This is a genomic window from Gilliamella sp. B14384G12 (genome assembly GCF_016101825.1).
Classification (GTDB): domain Bacteria; phylum Pseudomonadota; class Gammaproteobacteria; order Enterobacterales; family Orbaceae; genus Gilliamella; species Gilliamella apicola_N.
Genome location: NZ_JACFPU010000016.1, coordinates 1 through 17,267, shown reverse-complemented (window position 1 = coordinate 17,267; position 17,267 = coordinate 1). Strand labels below are relative to the sequence as shown.

Below are 17,267 nucleotides of genomic sequence, written 5' to 3'. Positions count from 1 at the left end.
AATTAATAGGTAGAATTTAATGTTAAACTCAATGTTGGCTCTTAGTGTAACGCAAAATGCTTCGGATTTGCACCTTTCAAGCGGTGAAGCGCCTTACGTTCGTATTAATGGGCAATTACAGTTTTTAAATGCTGATAAACTAATACCAAACACCCTTGAAATAGCGTTATTTGGTTTATTGAATGAATCCCAAAAAAAAGTTCTACAGCAACATAGGCAAATAGATTTTGCTTATGATTTGGCTAAAATAGGGCGATTTAGAGTTAATATTTTTTATCAACACCGTGGTATTTCAGCCGTGTTTCGGGTGATTAATCATCGTATTCCTACATTGTCTGATATTGGTGCTCCCGCTATTTTTAGCGAACTTATAAAAAATGAATCAGGCATCATCCTTGTGACAGGAGCAACCGGTAGTGGTAAATCCACTACTTTAGCCGCATTGATTCAGCACATTAATACGACAATTGCCAAACATATTGTTACGCTTGAAGATCCTATAGAATATATTTATAAAAATGATAAATCGTTAATTCAGCAACGTGAAATAGCCGATTTTGGTCAAGCTATTGATAGTTTATTAAGGCAAGATCCAGATATAATTTTATTGGGTGAGTTGCGCAATAAATTATCTATTCAAGCTGCATTGACTGCCGCAGAAACAGGTCATTTGGTTTTTGCCACTTTGCATACGAACTCTGCTGTGCAAAGTATCAATCGCATTATCGATGTCTTTGAAGATAATTGTCGTGATTTTATTCGTAGCCAACTCTCTAACTGTTTGAAAGCTATCATAAATCAAAAGCTAATACGTCATAATAATGAACGTAAAGCGCTATTTGAAATATTGATTAATACACCAGCAATCAGTAATTTAATTAATGAAGGCAAGATGAAACAAATTTTATCACTTATGCAAACTGGACAACAATATGGCATGCAAGTAATGCCAAAAAGTTTTTAATAAAGCTTAAAAGTTATATTGTGAAAGATTTTATTTAAGAGTCAGAATTAATAGAAAGATAAATTTTGGGTTTTATTAAAAAAATAATCTATAATCAATTTAACTTACATTCATAGGAGTATACAAATGGAACAGCGTATTGGTTTGATTGGTTTAGGTAATATGGGGAATGCTATATTACAAGGTATTTTAGGGAGTAATATTGTACCAGGCACACAAATTTATGTTTATGATACTCATCCAGAAAAAGGTGAAGATTTAAATAAATCTCACGGAGTGAATAATTTAACATCAGCAAAAGATGTAGCTCGAGAGTCAGATATCGTTTTTGTTGCTGTAAAACCTAATGTTATTGTTGATGTTCTTAGTGATATTCAAAAAGAATTAAAAAAGAATACGATAGTTGTCTCAATCGCTGCAGGAGTGACAATTAAAACAATTGCGAAAAGCATTGGTTATGAGCAAAAAATTATCCGAGTAATGCCAAATACACCAGCATTAGTTAACGCCGCCATGTGCTCTATCACACCCAATACCGAAGTTACCAATGAGGAGTTAACAATAGTACAAGAACTTTTAAATTGTATTGGTGAAACTGAAGTTGTGCCAGAATATTTAATTGATGCGGTTATTGGTGCAAGTGGTTCTTCACCTGCATTTGTTTTTATGTTCATTGAAGCTTTAGCTGATGGCGCAGTTAAAGGCGGATTATCAAGAAAACAAGCCTATAAATTTGCTGCTCAAGCGGTTATGGGATCTGCAAAATTGTTGCTTGAAACAGGTAAACATCCTGGCGAGCTTAAGGACATGGTTTGTTCTCCTGCTGGTACAACCATTGAAGGCGTCCATGCATTAGAAGAAAAAGGTTTTAGAGCGGCGGTTATTGATGCAGTAGAAGCAACAATAAAAAAATCTCAATCAATGGCATAGAGCTAATTTATGATATTAATTATATGGTTATATGATTAATGCCAAGTTGTGATTTAGTTTGTTTTGCTATTATTAACAATTATTATAAAAGATTGCTTGCATTAGTTTACTAATTATGAGTAAATAGTTGCCAGCATATGACATGCGGATTTATTTTGTAACATTTAGATATATGTAGTTGTAGTTTACTTTAACTCAGGTATTGGTTTTCTTCAGTCTCTTCTTATCAGTGTTAATAAGTAGTCTAAGTTTTATGTTTTATGAGTATAGCCTTAAGTGGCTGAGATTAATTTATTTATAGGAAGATTATTATGTCTAAGATTACTGGTCAAGTAAAATGGTTCAACGAAAGTAAAGGTTTTGGTTTTATTTCCCCTGCTGACGGTAGCAAAGATGTGTTTGTACATTTCTCTGCAATCTCTGGTGACGGATTTAAAACACTAGGTGAAGGTCAACAAGTAGAATTCACTATTCAAGATAGCCCACGCGGTCCTGCTGCTGCAGACGTTACTGTGATCTAATCTTCATCTGCTTATCTTATCAGTAAATTATTACTGGTAAGATAGATATCACCCATCAACGTTATATTCCAAATCTTACCTTGTTTTCCGCTAGAAATCATAAAGTATCATTTTCAACAAAAATTTTAATAACTATTAGAAGATCACAAAGGTAAACAATGAAAAAGTTAATATTAACTGTGGTAATGTTGGGTTTCTGTTCTGTTGCAACAGCAGATATACCAGAATCATGTAAAGTATATTTTGATAAAGTAGAAAATATTTATAAAAATATGCCTGAAAATACCTTTAATCAAGAAATACTCGACATAATAAAACAAAACCTTGAACAAGCAAAACAAGAAATTATTGCTTTGCCGGAAGATAAACAAGTTGCTGCTTGTGCTCAAGGTTTAGAGTTACTTAAACAAATCGATAAATAGAATACCGATAGAAAAAGTTAACGTTTATTATTACGTCGAAAATCCCAAGGGGCTATAGGTTTTTTATCTTTCCATAGTCCTTTTTTGCTTTGCTTAGCCTTTGCTTCAATTTTAACCATCAATTTATTATTAGCCACGCCCTTATAACGATAAGCCCAAGCATAGCCACTTTCAACCATTTTGGCATTTATATTTACCTTATTTAAGAAAATAGTGCCTAATGTTCTTTTATAAATATCTTTTTTGCTCGACTTTACAAAAACTTTTTTACCTGCGATAAGTGAGGCTAAATATTGCTTCGACTTATTGCCATAAGCTTGATTGCTTTCTGGTGCATCGATATCAAGTAGACGAACACGAATTTTTTGCTTCTTGATGGTTAATATATCAACTGTATCGCCATCGATAACTTTCACTACTTTGCCACTGAAATCAGCGTAAACGAAACTATTTAAAAAAAAAGATAAAAGAATAAAAATAAAAAAACGTTTTAAGAAAATCATAAATTATACTAAATTAAAAATGTTAATTATTAAGAATAGACGGGTAGAGTGATGAGTTAGCGATATGATTTATTGAAAACTGCAAGGCGTTTTGCATTATTGTGAATCTATCTTTAAATTTTTTTTTATAAAAAAACACTAACATAATAAAAAATATTATTAAATTACATAAGTAAAGCATAACCAGTATGACAATCGCTTATAAAGCTAACTGAATAAATTCGGTATTCTATTCTTATATTTTAAGCAAATATAAGAATAGAAAGTCAAAAAAATTTAAAATTCACTTGTATCTTTAAAAAGACCCACTTTTAAATCAGTTGCTTCGTAAATTAATTTACCATCGACAAAAACTTCACCATCACCAATACCCATAATTAATTTACGGTTAATAACACGTTTGAAATGAATTTTGTAAGTAACTTTTTTATTGATTGGAAGTATTTGACCTTTAAATTTAACTTCGCCTACACCTAAAGCGCGACCTTTACCTTTACCGCCAATCCAGCCTAAATAAAACCCAACTAATTGCCACATAGCGTCAAGTCCAAGACAACCAGGCATTACCGGATCATTTTTGAAATGACATTTAAAAAACCATAAATCGGGATTAATATCAAGTTCTGCCTCAACATAACCTTTACCAAAATTACCACCATCCTCATTCATTTCGATAACGCGATCCATCATCAACATTAAATCAGACGGTAATGGAGGACCATCATGACCAAATAGTTCACTATTGCCTGATTTAATCAGATCTGCTTTATCATACGAAGATTTACGTTCAAATGTCATAGGAAAACCTTTTATCTAATGTAATTACATGCATGGCAAATATAATTAAATTATTAAGAGCCATGCTTTAAAACCCTAAAAGCGAGTAACGCACTTCATTTTAATTTATTAATCAATCAATCAATCAAATGCTAAGATAAAGTTTATTGGGTATTACTGTTTTTTGCAATATTTTTGCCATTTACTAAGCCAGCTATCATGCTTTTTGTCTTGTATTAATACTGATTGCATACGAGCATGTATCAGTTTGTACAAGTTGATGCTACTATTATCTTTATAAGGTACTCCTGTAAGCAGATAAAGTGCATCAGCGATATGCTCGACAGTCCAAATTGAAAACTGCTCTTTTTCAATGGCCTCAATAACTTCATCATTTAAACTTAAATGACGTTGATTGGTCGCAGGGATAATCACACCTTGTTTTCCAGTTAAGCCTTGATGTTTGCAAACAGCAAAAAAACCTTCAATTTTTTCATTTACACCGCCAATAGATTGCACATGACCAAACTGATCAACTGAACCAGTGACTGCAAGTTGCTGATCGATGGCTTGCTCTGATAATGCGCTTATTATTGCGCAAAGTCCAGCAAGAGATGCACTATCTCCATCAATTTCATTATAAGACTGCTCAAACACTAATGATGTGGAAAAAGGGAGCTGGTGATTAATAGCAAATTCAGACATTATAAAAGCCTGCATAATCATCATGCCTTTAGAATGGATACTGCCCGCTAAATCAGTTTTCCGCTCAATATCAATAAATTCTCCATCCCCAAAATGAATAAGGCAGCTTAAGCGTGTTGGCTCGCCAATTGCTTTTGGGTATCCAGGATATTCAATCACCGATAATCCATTAACTTGACCCACAACTTGATCTTTTGTGTTAATCATAATTTGATTAGTAAAGATTTCATCATGTAGTCTTTCTTGCAAATAAGCTTCATGCCAAGATTTTTGTTTTATTGCTTGGGTAACAGCAAATTCATTTATAGCATTATTTTGTGAAAAATGTGTCGCATTCACCAAAACAGAATTAATCCAATCTACTGAAAGGGGTAAATAATATTGATCGCCTGTATAGCGGGTCGCTTCTTTATAAAGTTTACCAATCGCTGAATTATCAATATTAGGCAACTGTTGCTTATCAGTAATAAATTTTAAGTAATCAACCCATTGTTCAATATCTTCTATTGATTTTACTGGTAATTCATTTTCAAACTCAGTATAGATTGAGGTTGCATAAAACTCTGGTTCAAAATCTTGCAACTCAGCTAAACTTAATCTATCACCAACAAAAATAACACGTAAATCTAGAGGCATTTTAGGAATTGACAAGGGTAACGGGTGTGATTCATCAGACGAAAACCATTCAAATTCTTGTTTAATGACCATCTGTTTTAACTTTATCCAAAGCTCTGGTTGGCTTAGTAATGAGCGTAGCCCTAAAATTAAAATGCCACCATTAATTTGATGAACTAAACCTGCTTGTAGCTTAATCTGACCATTTTCAGGTTGTCTGACGCATCCAAAAAGCTTTTCAGAATCGACAGCGGAAACAGCTAAACAACTATTTTGAGTGGCAAAATTATCTTGTTTACTTTTTGCTTTATTCAGTGTGATTTTATTTTCATTGAAAAAATAGCTGTAGCCTAATTCTGATGATGAGAAATCGGATTTAACCGCTTGCTCAAGTAAAGAGAATAAAAGCTCACTTTCAGGCGCTTTTAGTAGCATAAATCGCGGACTATAATTTGCTCTTGTATGCGGGCATAACAAAGATAAAGCCGAAGCAATGCGTGGTTGCCATTTAAGTAAATGGGCTGATTTATCTGACACCAATCTGGCTGTATCTACTTGAGTATTAAATGCAGAAATTTTTGTTAAATCAGGTTGGATGTGTTGTGATTTGAGTTGTGTAATTGCCAAAGTTATAGTCTTTATTGTTAGCTAAATAGATCCGAGAATTATAACAAGTATCGATTATAACGCCAACAAATTACCTAAATCTTTATGCTAACGAATAAAAAAATTACAGAAAGATTTTTTAAAATCAGGTAAACTATGCCACAAATTAATTTGTACTTACCATCTCATCATTACCAACGATTAAATATGCTCAAACTTAAAAGTAACCACTTCAAAGATGAACAGACCACACAAATTGTCAGTTGGGGTCATTGGTTTACATTGTTTAATGTATTTGTCGTGATTGCTTTGGGAAGTCAATATTTATTTATTGCTGATTGGCCTCGTACTTTTATGGGGCGATTTTATGCAATTATTAGCGCAATTGGTCACTTCAGTTTTTTAACATTTATTGTTTATCTGATCTTACTTTTTCCGTTAAGCTTTTTTATTCGTTCGGCTTGTTGGCAACGAATGATTGCCATAATCATTGCAACATTGGGTATTGCACTACTTCTAATTGATATTGAAGTGTTTACGCAATTTAGGATGCATCTTAATTTATCGATTTGGCAACTGTTAACAACGCAAAAAGCCTCATTTTTAAGTACTAACCTGATTATTATTCCATTCATTCTACTTTTAGAAATATTGTTTGCAACATGGAGTTGGAAAAAATTACGCAGTTTAAGTAAGCGAAAATGTTTTGCTAGGCCTATAGTCATTCTTTTTATGCTAAGTTTTGTCTCTTCCCACTTAATTCATATTTGGGCTGATGCCAACTTTTATAGGCCAATAACCATGCAACGGTCAAGTTTGCCTCTTTCTTACCCGTTGACGGCTCGGCATTTTCTTGAACGTTATGGTTTTATAGAAGAAAATGACTATCGCAATCGTATTACTCAAGAAGGTAATCCGTTTGCACTTGCGATTGAATATCCGTTAGATCGCATTACTTTTGACGATACACAAGTATCGAAAAAAAATGTGCTTATGATAGTGATCGATGGTTGGAACTATAGTTTACTGACGGAAAATATGCCGTGGTTAAATGACTTTGCAAAAAGTAATATTTACTTTGGTAATAATTATGCTTCAAGCAATCAATCTTATTTAAACGACTTTTCACTGTTTTATGGTTTAGATCCAAATTATTACAACAGTATTTTAACCAGTCATAAAACGTCTACTTTATTTGAGGTAGTTAATCAGCAGCACTATAACTTAGGTTTATTTTCAACAGAAGGATTTTCGGAACCTCTTTATCGTTATGCATTATTGTCTAACTTTACCTTGCCTGATCCTATAAAAAAGAATAACAAACAGACAACAGATAATTGGATCACATGGTATGCTAAACAAAATGAGTTAAATAACCATGCGCCACTGTTTTCTGTTATCCAATACTCTTTGGCTAACAAAAATAAAAAAATGTCAATATCTGCATTAGAATCTAATGCGGCAAAACTCGATCAATATTTAAAATCGATAATTGATCATTTAAAACAGTCAAATCTATTTGATAATACTATTATTATTATTGCGGGAACTAACGACATAAAAGTTGATAAAGTTAAAAAGACAGCTTTACGTAATGATATTAATAATTTTAATCGGGAATATCTAAAAGTACCATTAATTATTTCTTGGCCAGGTAAAGAAAATCTTAAATTTAATCATGTTACCTCGCAAATAGATATATTGCCGACATTGATGCAAGATGCATTTTATGTAACAACATCTCCACAAAAGTATAGCCAGGGTAATAATTTATTTAATCAAATTTCGAAACAATGGGTTATTGCAGGTAATGAAAATAAAATTGCCGCGCTTTATAAAGATAAAACTATTGTCATCGACGAATATGGTCGTTCTAAAGTTTATGATTTAACGGGTAAACAACTGAAAAATGAAAAAATCAGCTTACCTATCTTTTTACAAATTGTTACCGAGAATCGACGTTTTATGGTAGTGGACAATTAACAGTTTAGATTAAAGAAAACGGATTTATTTAAGTTAAAAAAATAATTAATCACTTCTTTATTAAAAAAATTGTTCCCCAAATTTCAGATTTAATTTTGTCAAAAACGTGAACACAAATAAAATATTTAATATCCATCCATACAAATCATTTATAAAGATCTGTTTAATTACGGTTCTTTTTCACAAATAAACAATAAGCTAATCAAAAATTCTGAATAAGAATTTCATTCAAAAACCGATAAAATTGACAATTAAAGACTCAATAATGCGCATTGATAGATAGAAAAATTATTTATTAAAGCAAATTGTTGAATTTTTAATTGATAAAATTAATAAATCAGATATAAGTGGCTGAAATTAGAGCTTTCGATGTTCATAAAGATTGTAACTTTATTAATTTTATAAATTAAAAGCTCAATTCGTTTACTCAAATAACGTCATGATCACAGGAATTATTTTTAATATTAGCTATCAAATAATTAACAAAACATAAAAAAAATTTACAAAACCATTGACCGTCCAATTTGAGGTTGTGTATTATTTATATCTTCTGTTTGTTTTTTGATTAAATAATAATTCAATAATATTTAATTGGACTATATCAACCGTTTTTTGAGTTAACCAAGGATCCCAACATGGATATAAAGGAGATAAAAGGAGTAGTTGCCGATAGCTTTTCTTCTTTAGTTAGTAATTTTTCACATAATAACTATTCTCTATCAATTGAAAATATTGAAACTTCTCAAATTTCAATATTATCGATAGAAGGTCATGAACATCTAAATCAACCTTGGCAGTATACCATACATTTTACTAGCCAAAATAAACAAATCGCTATTGCATCTGTGCTTAGTCAATTTGCCTCATTGACTTTTCACCCTGCCAACTTACCTAGTGAATTGATTAACATCGGTTCATCAATAGCAAGTGACAAACCCAAAACCATCTATGGTGTTATCACTGAGTTTAGTTTAATTTCAATTAGTAATGACGAAGCACATTATCAAGTCATACTTGAACCACGAATAGCATTACTGGCTAACAACCATCAAAGCGCAATATTCCAAAATAAAAGTGTGATCGATGTTGTGGAAGAGGTTTTGCGTAATCATAATTTTACAGGTGTTGATTTTCGCTTCGAATTAAACCAAACCTATCCTATTCGAGAATTTATTACTCAGTGGCAAGAAAGTGATTTAGCTTTCATTCAACGACTACTGGCAGACATAGGTGCTTATTTTTATATTAGTACTCATTTAGAACATAATTGCGATACTATCGTCATCAGTGATTATGAACAAGGATACCAAGATGCTGGAAGTACTATTATTAAGCAACCAAATGGTTTAAATGACAGTCAGCGTTATAGTGTATGGGATTTACAATTCAGTAGTAAAACAAAACCTAACCAAGTTAGTGTTAATGATTACAATTATCGTATGGCTGACAGTTCACTTTATGGCAGTGATAACAGTCAACCAAATGATACTACTACCCGTGGTGAAGATTATCGTTACGAAGAGCATCATAAATCGCTCGGTGATGCACAGACAGTTGAAAGTGGTAGTTGGTATGCACACATAAGACATCAACATTACATGAGCGAACAACTCATTATTTCAGGAAAATGTAATGACTATAAACTCATTCCTGGTCAACATATCACTATTGAAGATTGTCCAATTGCAGATATAAAAGACGGTATTATTATTGTTTCGACCAATTGTACGGGTAATCGAACTGATTCTTATCAAACACAATTCACGGCTATACCTTATGATGGCCTTAAACCGTATCGTCCTGCACCATTGCCATGGCCACAAGTAAGTGGCACCTTACCTGCAAGGGTAACAAGTCCTAATGATGATACTTATGGTTATATTGATACCCAAGGCCGCTATCGTATTAAATTCAATTTTGATTTAAAAAATTGGAAAAAAGGTGAGGAAAGTTTATGGGTCAGATTGGCAAAACCGTATGCTGGTGATACATATGGCTTTCATTTTCCCCTTATCGATTCTACTGAAGTCGCCGTAGCGTTCACTAATGGTAATCCAGATCGTCCTTATATTGCTCATGCTATGCATGACAGTAGCCATCCAGACCATGTTACCACTATCAACAAACATCGCAATGTGATACGCACTCCAGCTAATAATAAACTGCGAATGGATGACAAACGCGGACAAGAGCATATAAAGCTGGCAACAGAATTCGGCAAAACTCAACTTAACCTTGGTCATCTGGTTAATGAAAAAAAAGAACAGCGAGGTAGTGGGTTAGAGCTACGTACCGATGAATGGGGGGCGATAAGAGCAGGTAAAGGGTTATACATAACCAGTGAAGAACAAGTAAAAGCGGGTAATAAACAGTTACAAATGGATAGTGCCATTAGTGAGCTTGCACAAGCCAGTGAAATGGTGAAAAGGCTCAATGAATTGGCACAAGCGGCTCAAGCCGAACTTTCTGATTTACAAACACAAAAACAGCTATTTGAACAAAGCTTAAAAGAATTAAAACAACCAGGAATATTAACTTACTCACCTTCTGGGATAGCTGATGTGACTCCAAGTTCAATCCAGCAAACTGCGGGTGAAAACATTATTCAAACAGCGCAAAGCAGTATTGATGTTAACGCCTTTAAACGTTTTATGGTAACCGCTGGCAATATGATTAGCCTTTTTGCCAATGCTATGGGTATAAAAATATTTGCATCAAAAGGTAATGTAGATATCCAAGCACAAAATGAAGAAATGTTATTAACTTCTAAGCAAGATATGAAAATTACAAGTACTGACAGTGAAGTCATTATCTCAGCAAAGAAAAAACTTACTCTTGCGTGTGACGGTGTTGCTATTGTATTGGAAAACGGCACTATAAAATTTATGGCTCCTGGTGATATTGAAGCGCATGTTGCTAGCTTTGGTGTGATAAGTCCATTAAGTTACAATGGCAGTTTACCTGAATTACCAGCAGGTAGTACATGTAAGGAGAAAGGATAATGAAGCAACAATTAATTGCTCTGCTGGATAATGAAAATAACCAAAAATATTATCGTTACTTATTGCTTGATCCACTCACATCGGTAAGTGAACTTGATTTTGTTGGGTTAAATAATATAAAAGATTTATATGGTGAACAAGCCGTTACACCAGTTGTCAGAAAAGATTTAGCTTATGACTTAGACGCTTGCCCGCAATTAGTAACGCTTGGTAAACCAAACCAAGAGCTTGAAAACCGATTACTACATTTTAGTTTGATTGAAGCAAAAGGTGAGATATTGCAAAGCAAACGTTATGTATGTTGCTGGCTAGTGAGTCAATATGAGCCCAAAATTGTGGCTAAAATTTTATCTGAAATTGGTATGCATTTAACCCAGTTTTTAGGATCAATATTTGTCCCTTTTTATGAGCCGTTTCGGATGCAATTGTTGCATCAAGGTAATCTAATCTGCCCGGAATTTTTGGCTGATTTATTGAGCAGTTTTGTGAGTTACAGTTATTTAACAGTTAATAAAACTATCGAAACTATTAATAATTTAGGTTACAAACCGAATCCATCAACTATCTTTTTGAGTGAAGATGCAAAATTTTATAATCAACATATCAAAAAGATTTTTGATATCTATTTATCACAAGCAAATATTTATATAAAGCTTGATAAAGAAACTACCCAAATTAATTTACTCGATTTGGCCAGAGCCTATCACAGAGCTTGCTCTTACGGTTTAACCAATTTAAATGATCAACGAACTTTCACAATAATGACACTTCGTTATGGTAATCTACTGAGTAATAGCACATTAAAAATGGCTATAGATCAAGCTAAGTTAAATGAAGGAAGCTTATCAGAAAGATTTCAAGCGATAGATAGACAAGAGTTTTTATCGATAAAAAAGTAAAATAAATAAGAATAAATAAGAATGAATAATGGAAGAAACAATGACCGGTAATTTAGAAAATACAGAACAAACAATAAGCAAAGAAAAACAAAAAAAAGCAGAAGATTTAGAAGATAGAATAATTTATGGTGAACTGGATAAAGGAAAGGATTCCCATTCACCTTTAGCCAATGGCAACTGTGGTGTATGTGAACGTAAAGGTTTTCCGATTTTTTTAGTCCGAAAAGCACCGGTTAGTGCAACTTTTATATCAAAACATAATATTGGTATCGCTGAGAAAAAACTCTCTGAGGACAATCGTGAACCGGAAGTGGATTTAATTACTCATAAATATGTGTATCGAACCTTACGGGTAGGTTATGTTTATATTCTAGTTAAACATAAACAAAAAGGTTGGGAATTCATGGGATATGAAGTCACTCCATCAGGAGTATTTCGTCATAAAAGCATTACCGATGTTAAAGAACGCAATGTTAAAGAAATTCCAACAGGCTGTACTAAAGATGGCAATAATCACCATATACCCGGTTCTTTTATTAATATAGATACCAGTGTGTATGAAGGCGAAGCCTATATAGCCTATACTCGCAGAGCTTGGTCACAAGGAAAAAACAGTACTATTGAAAAATACCTTAAATTGATGAACGAATCTTCCCTTACCATCGATTTACCCTCAAAGAAAGAGCAAGATTCATCTGAATCGCAAGATCAAGCAGCTCAAGTCGTTGAACGAAACACAAAAACGATTGACTTAGATACTGCATTAAAACGCTTTACCAAAATAAATTTGAGTGAAGAGTCTTACAAAGATCCTGATAAGCTTACTGAAGGGGGTAAACGCAGTTTTAGATTTAGTCAGTTAAAATCTGCAAATTCATTATTAGAATTAGCCGTTGATCCAAAAATGATAGTGCATAATGATAATGAAAATAATGATGAGGACAATCAAAAAGAGTTAATCCAAGACGAAAACACCTTTATAACTGCCCATAAATTCAATTCACTACGCGACCGTAAAGGATACGGCGTAGAAAAAGGAAATGGCGTAGAATATGAATATGAGGCTGAATCTAGTAAATTGAGAGACCAGATTGAAAAATTTCAACAATCAGGCAAATATGTTGTACCGGTCGTTATTGTTGAAGATCCATTTGGTATTGCTGAAGAATTAAGTCTACAGCGTCAGTTAAAAATTGAACCGATAACACAAATTATTATTAAATCGGAAGAGATTTATTCAAAAAAAATAAATGAACACTATAATCAAATAATTAAATCCAATAAGCGATTGGATAAACAAATAAATGCACATATAAATCAACAAGAGCCAAAGCCAGAAAGTTTGTCTTCTAGCCAAGTTGACAAATACCAATATCAGGAAATTTTCAATAGATTGGGCTTGGAAAAAAATAATTATTTTAGTGAAGAAAGACTGCATAAACGTAAAACATTATCTTTAATAAATGAATATCGCAACCAAATCGTATCATCTGAAACAGCAAAAGCAGAAGATAAAATATATTATGATTTTGCTTTGATTAATAACGTCTCTGAACCCCCAGGCGAGATTAGTGATTTTCCTTTAACGAAGAGATATCTAGAAAAAGGTTATGAAGAAGTCGAGATGACTTTAGAAGAAAAACAAAAGAAGTTGAAAGAAATGAATGATCAATTTCGTCCGTTATATGAATATATAGATGTCAAAAAGTTTAGAGAAAATAACACTGCTGAGCAGAATGCTAAGAACAATATTGCCAAGGAGTTAGCGAAATATAATGAATTGTTAGATCAAAAAGAAGAATTAGATTTTATACATCAAGAAAAAAACGATTATGATAAATTCCTTAAGACAATAGCTACACATTCGCAAGATTATTTTTATTACCTTAGTTGGTTATTTGGATTCAAAGACTATTCGAAATATGCACCAACAGCGATCACCAAGTTTAATGATTGTGAATTTTGGTTGTTAGAATGTGATACAAATTGCTCGAACAATCATGTTGGTTATTTAACAGATTTTTTAAAACTGATCGATTTTACTTGTTTAGGTGGGATAAAAACAGAAGTACAATCCGCAGTATGGGATGCATTGCTTACTAATTTAAATAGTCTATTTTTTCATCTAATTGATGGTCAAAAGGGTAGTTTTTGGGAATTACTTTTAAATAAACGTCTTGGAATTTTGCAGCAAGAGTTAGCCACATACCCAAGCTTTCAACCGCAATTGGCTAATAAAAATAAAGAGGAATTAAAAAAATATATTGCAGAGTGTGCAGAAAAAGAAAAAACTGCTAAAGAAAAGCGCCAACAACAAACAAAACAAATTTTACAAGAATTTGAAGAAAGCCAAGGTGATGGAAAACTTGCTGATGACTTTTTCTGTGAAAAAGGCGAATTAATGTTAACTCTTTATACAATGCTAATATCGCGGGTTATGTCGGGATTAGCCAACAGACCACTTGAATGTCCACAAAATGAACAACTATCGCCAGAACAAGAAAAGTCATTAGTAACTAAACAAGCCGAAGAAATTAAACATCAAATTATGCCGTTAATGTTCCAAAGTGCGATGGTGATGCAAGGTAATTTAATGTTCAATTTTCAGTTACAAAATATACCAGGCGTTGAATTAAGCTCTATACTGAATTATATGGAATCATTAGCAACTACTGGTAAAGAGTTATCTTATGATAAACATCCAATAACAAACTCAAATCAAAACGATACCATTAATTGGAGTTTTTTTTCAGAGGGAGCTGATTATGTAAGCCAGATTATCAAAATTGCCGAAATTGTCAGTAATGGTGACATGGTACTCAGAGGTCAGAATTTATTTCGGGCAATTAGAGCATGTTTAACCATGCCAATGATGCGAAACTGGAGTGACTTTACGATAAGACTAAATTTTGTAAAGAATAATTTGTTGGATGTATTCAATGAAGTAAAAGTACAGTTTTGTGAAAGTCTATCTGGTTCGATAACAAATACTAGATTAAATACTAATACCCCTCCTAAAAAAGAAGTTATGTTTAGTGTCGGTAAAATTGTCTTAGCGGGTATACAAGCCGAGGCTTCTCGACATCTTTATTACCAAAATATGGAAGCATTACAAGACCTTTCCATCAGTCAAACTTTACGTTTTCAACTTGAACGTGACGCTAAGTTTGGATATTGTAAAATGCTGGCAAATTATTCCTCCTTAATTAATGAAGTTATGGTCTTTCTCAATAACACTCTAGCACCGATATTTAGAGGGATTTTAGATGCAAGTAGAACTCTAAGAATGTTTAGTAATGGCGTACTTAAAACATCAGTAGCCGTTTCAGGCGTTTTTGGCATAGTAACCTCAGTGATCACAGTTATCGAAGGTGGTATGCTAATGATGAAAGGGTGGTCAAAAGGCGGTAAAGTAGGGACAGCATATATGATAGCTGGCGGTTTACAAATGTTTTCCGGTTTTATTACCTTGATGCAATCTGTGGGATTGTTAAGTTTATTAGGTGGACCAATTGCTGGTGTATTATTTGTTTTAGGAGTAGTTGCCACTTTTGTATCAATGATTATCTTAAGCATATTTAAAGATGAATCCGATGATTGGAACAGCATGCAAATCTGGTTTAATTACTGTTTATTTGGATTAAAAAAGCCAACCGATAAAGGTAAGGCCTATTTATCAAGTTTTGATAGTATGGCAATGGCAATTAATGACTACATGGTGGCAAGAAGTGGAGTTTATGCCGTAATACAATTAGAAAATTCAACCTTTTATTCAAATAAAACACGAGCAAGAAAAGATGCAATGGAGGCCACTTCCGGAATTGTGACCACATTCCCAATTTCTACGGCAGTTGACTTATCGAGTAAAGAGGTTTATATGTCGCTTGGTTTACCGAATTATGATTCAGATATAAGTGATTATGAAGGTATGCTTCGTTTTTATGATGCTGAAAGCAACGAAGTCGCTACAGTTAAAATTAGTAATGGTAAAAAATACCCAATACTGGAATTTGTTGATAATTCGCCAACGGATATTTTGGTCAAACGACCCGAGCCTCTAGAACCAGTGATGGCAGAAGAAAATTTGAAAATAAATAAAGTTGGAAAAGTTGAATCCTATCAATTTGCGAAAGATGAGAAAAGTAATAAACTAAATTTTTTCCAAATTTATTATAAAACAGGTGAATGTTATTTCTCTTTTGATAGTGAAATCTATATGCAAGTCCTATATTGGCCTAAAGGAAAAACGATCAAAAATAACCAAAATAAAAGTGTTGAAACTCATCCAATAGTGATACACGATACTGTAAAAAGCGAGATATTCTCATGAAATTAAATTTAATTAAAATAAGCCAATTAATAATTATGGTTTTAACTATTAGTACTTTATTAGGTTGTTATAACAAAGAAGAGTTTAAGCAAAGAATTCAAGATGTTTATGAAAATGTACACGCTAATACTAAACTAAGAGGTGATTTTTGCTACTTTTTAGGTGATGTTAAATTCCCTTATACTGACGAACCCATATTAGAAGATGATAGTAAACAGCGTAAGTGGAATAAAGAAGATCTTGCTAAAACATTACCTTTATTTGCCGAGATTGGTTTATTAACTCGTGAGCCCGTAGAAGGACACCCCGAACTTTATCATTATGAAGTGACCGAATTAGGGGAAAAATACCGATATCAAGATATTGATAGAAGTGGAAGCCGAACGAGATATGAAAATTCTTTTTGTTATGGTCAGATAGTGGTAGAAAGTGTAACAGATGTTAATAAAAACGAATATACACGCGCGCAAGGTTATAGTTACAATGAAACCAATTTTGAGGTTTATTATAATTATCATGTAATTAATATACCGGATTGGGTATTAAATTCAGAAAATAAACTCAATGCTCTCTATAAACAAATAAAAGTAAGATTACCTGAAAAAACTTACCGAGATGTCGTAAAATTCTATGTAGGTAAGGGAGATAAATTATATCAAAATACTTTAGGTTATAAATTGATTAATCCTGTTACTGATAGCGATTAAATTATGGAAAATTAATCTCAATTATCAGCCATTGGTCATGTATGAATGCAAAAACTATATGGCTGAGTTTTTTTTAGGAAGGCAACAAAAATTAATGAAATTAAATTTAATTAAAATAAGCCAATTAATAATTATGGTTTTAACTATTAGTACTTTATTAGGTTGTTATAACAAAGAAGAGTTTAAGCAAAGAATTAAAGATGGTTGGGACGAAGTGCTGGATAGGCTACACTAATTAGTACCAATTTTATAAGGTCATTGTTATGATAAACCAACAATAAAAAAAGGTAACAATAATGACAA

The 17,267-nt window shown here is 32.7% G+C and carries 13 protein-coding genes; 10 read left to right on the top strand and 3 right to left on the bottom strand.

What is annotated here, in order from left to right:
• Window positions 1-19: 19 nt before the first annotated feature.
• The 4 genes from H3S73_RS12620 to H3S73_RS12605 all read left to right on the top strand — a co-directional run bounded on the left by H3S73_RS12620 (window position 20) and on the right by H3S73_RS12605 (window position 2,837).
• Window positions 20-964 carry a type IV pilus twitching motility protein PilT gene (locus H3S73_RS12620; RefSeq protein ID WP_198236839.1) on the top strand — a complete coding sequence of 315 codons (945 nt, stop codon included), beginning with the start codon at window positions 20-22 and terminating at the stop codon, window positions 962-964.
• A gap of 126 nt (window positions 965-1,090) precedes the next feature.
• Window positions 1,091-1,894 carry a pyrroline-5-carboxylate reductase gene (proC, locus tag H3S73_RS12615; protein WP_198236838.1) on the top strand — a complete coding sequence of 268 codons (804 nt, stop codon included), beginning with the start codon at window positions 1,091-1,093 and terminating at the stop codon, window positions 1,892-1,894.
• 311 nt (window positions 1,895-2,205) lie between these two features.
• Entirely contained in the window at window positions 2,206-2,415 is a 210-nt protein-coding gene (locus tag H3S73_RS12610; protein WP_039127656.1) for a cold shock domain-containing protein, read from the top strand.
• Between the two features lie 158 nt (window positions 2,416-2,573).
• Entirely contained in the window at window positions 2,574-2,837 is a 264-nt protein-coding gene (locus H3S73_RS12605) for a DUF5339 domain-containing protein (protein WP_144093162.1), read from the top strand.
• A gap of 17 nt (window positions 2,838-2,854) precedes the next feature.
• On the opposite strand, the gene H3S73_RS12600 is transcribed toward H3S73_RS12605, so the two are convergent.
• From H3S73_RS12600 to H3S73_RS12590, 3 genes are all read right to left on the bottom strand, one after another.
• On the bottom strand, window positions 2,855-3,253 hold the full coding sequence (locus tag H3S73_RS12600) for a thermonuclease family protein (RefSeq protein WP_198228699.1): 399 nt from the start codon (window positions 3,251-3,253) through the stop codon (window positions 2,855-2,857).
• A 363-nt stretch (window positions 3,254-3,616) separates the two neighbouring features.
• The gene (fabA, locus tag H3S73_RS12595) at window positions 3,617-4,138 is read right to left on the bottom strand and encodes a bifunctional 3-hydroxydecanoyl-ACP dehydratase/trans-2-decenoyl-ACP isomerase (RefSeq protein ID WP_039127647.1); all 522 of its coding nucleotides are present in this window, start codon (window positions 4,136-4,138) and stop codon (window positions 3,617-3,619) included.
• Window positions 4,139-4,291: 153 nt separating this feature from the next.
• A complete protein-coding gene (locus tag H3S73_RS12590) occupies window positions 4,292-5,872 on the bottom strand; it encodes an AAA family ATPase (protein ID WP_370528809.1) in 1,581 nt (526 codons plus the stop codon).
• 327 nt (window positions 5,873-6,199) lie between these two features.
• Between H3S73_RS12590 and H3S73_RS12585 the strand changes: the two genes are divergently transcribed.
• From H3S73_RS12585 to H3S73_RS12560, 6 genes are all read left to right on the top strand, one after another.
• Entirely contained in the window at window positions 6,200-8,026 is a 1,827-nt protein-coding gene (locus tag H3S73_RS12585; RefSeq protein ID WP_198228697.1) for a DUF3413 domain-containing protein, read from the top strand.
• 635 nt (window positions 8,027-8,661) lie between these two features.
• Complete coding sequence (locus H3S73_RS12580; RefSeq protein ID WP_198236836.1) at window positions 8,662-11,028, top strand: type VI secretion system Vgr family protein; 2,367 nt, start codon at window positions 8,662-8,664, stop codon at window positions 11,026-11,028.
• Complete coding sequence (locus tag H3S73_RS12575) at window positions 11,028-11,927, top strand: hypothetical protein (protein ID WP_198228695.1); 900 nt, start codon at window positions 11,028-11,030, stop codon at window positions 11,925-11,927. The genes H3S73_RS12580 and H3S73_RS12575 overlap by 1 nt, the downstream gene beginning before the upstream one ends.
• A gap of 40 nt (window positions 11,928-11,967) precedes the next feature.
• Window positions 11,968-16,257, top strand: a complete 4,290-nt coding sequence (locus tag H3S73_RS12570; RefSeq protein WP_198248906.1) for a toxin VasX — start codon at window positions 11,968-11,970, stop codon at window positions 16,255-16,257.
• Window positions 16,254-16,964, top strand: coding sequence for a hypothetical protein (locus H3S73_RS12565; protein ID WP_198236973.1), 711 nt, complete (start codon window positions 16,254-16,256; stop codon window positions 16,962-16,964). The genes H3S73_RS12570 and H3S73_RS12565 overlap by 4 nt, the downstream gene beginning before the upstream one ends.
• A gap of 58 nt (window positions 16,965-17,022) precedes the next feature.
• Window positions 17,023-17,199, top strand: a complete 177-nt coding sequence (locus tag H3S73_RS12560) for a hypothetical protein (protein ID WP_198236974.1) — start codon at window positions 17,023-17,025, stop codon at window positions 17,197-17,199.
• Window positions 17,200-17,267: the final 68 nt, after the last annotated feature.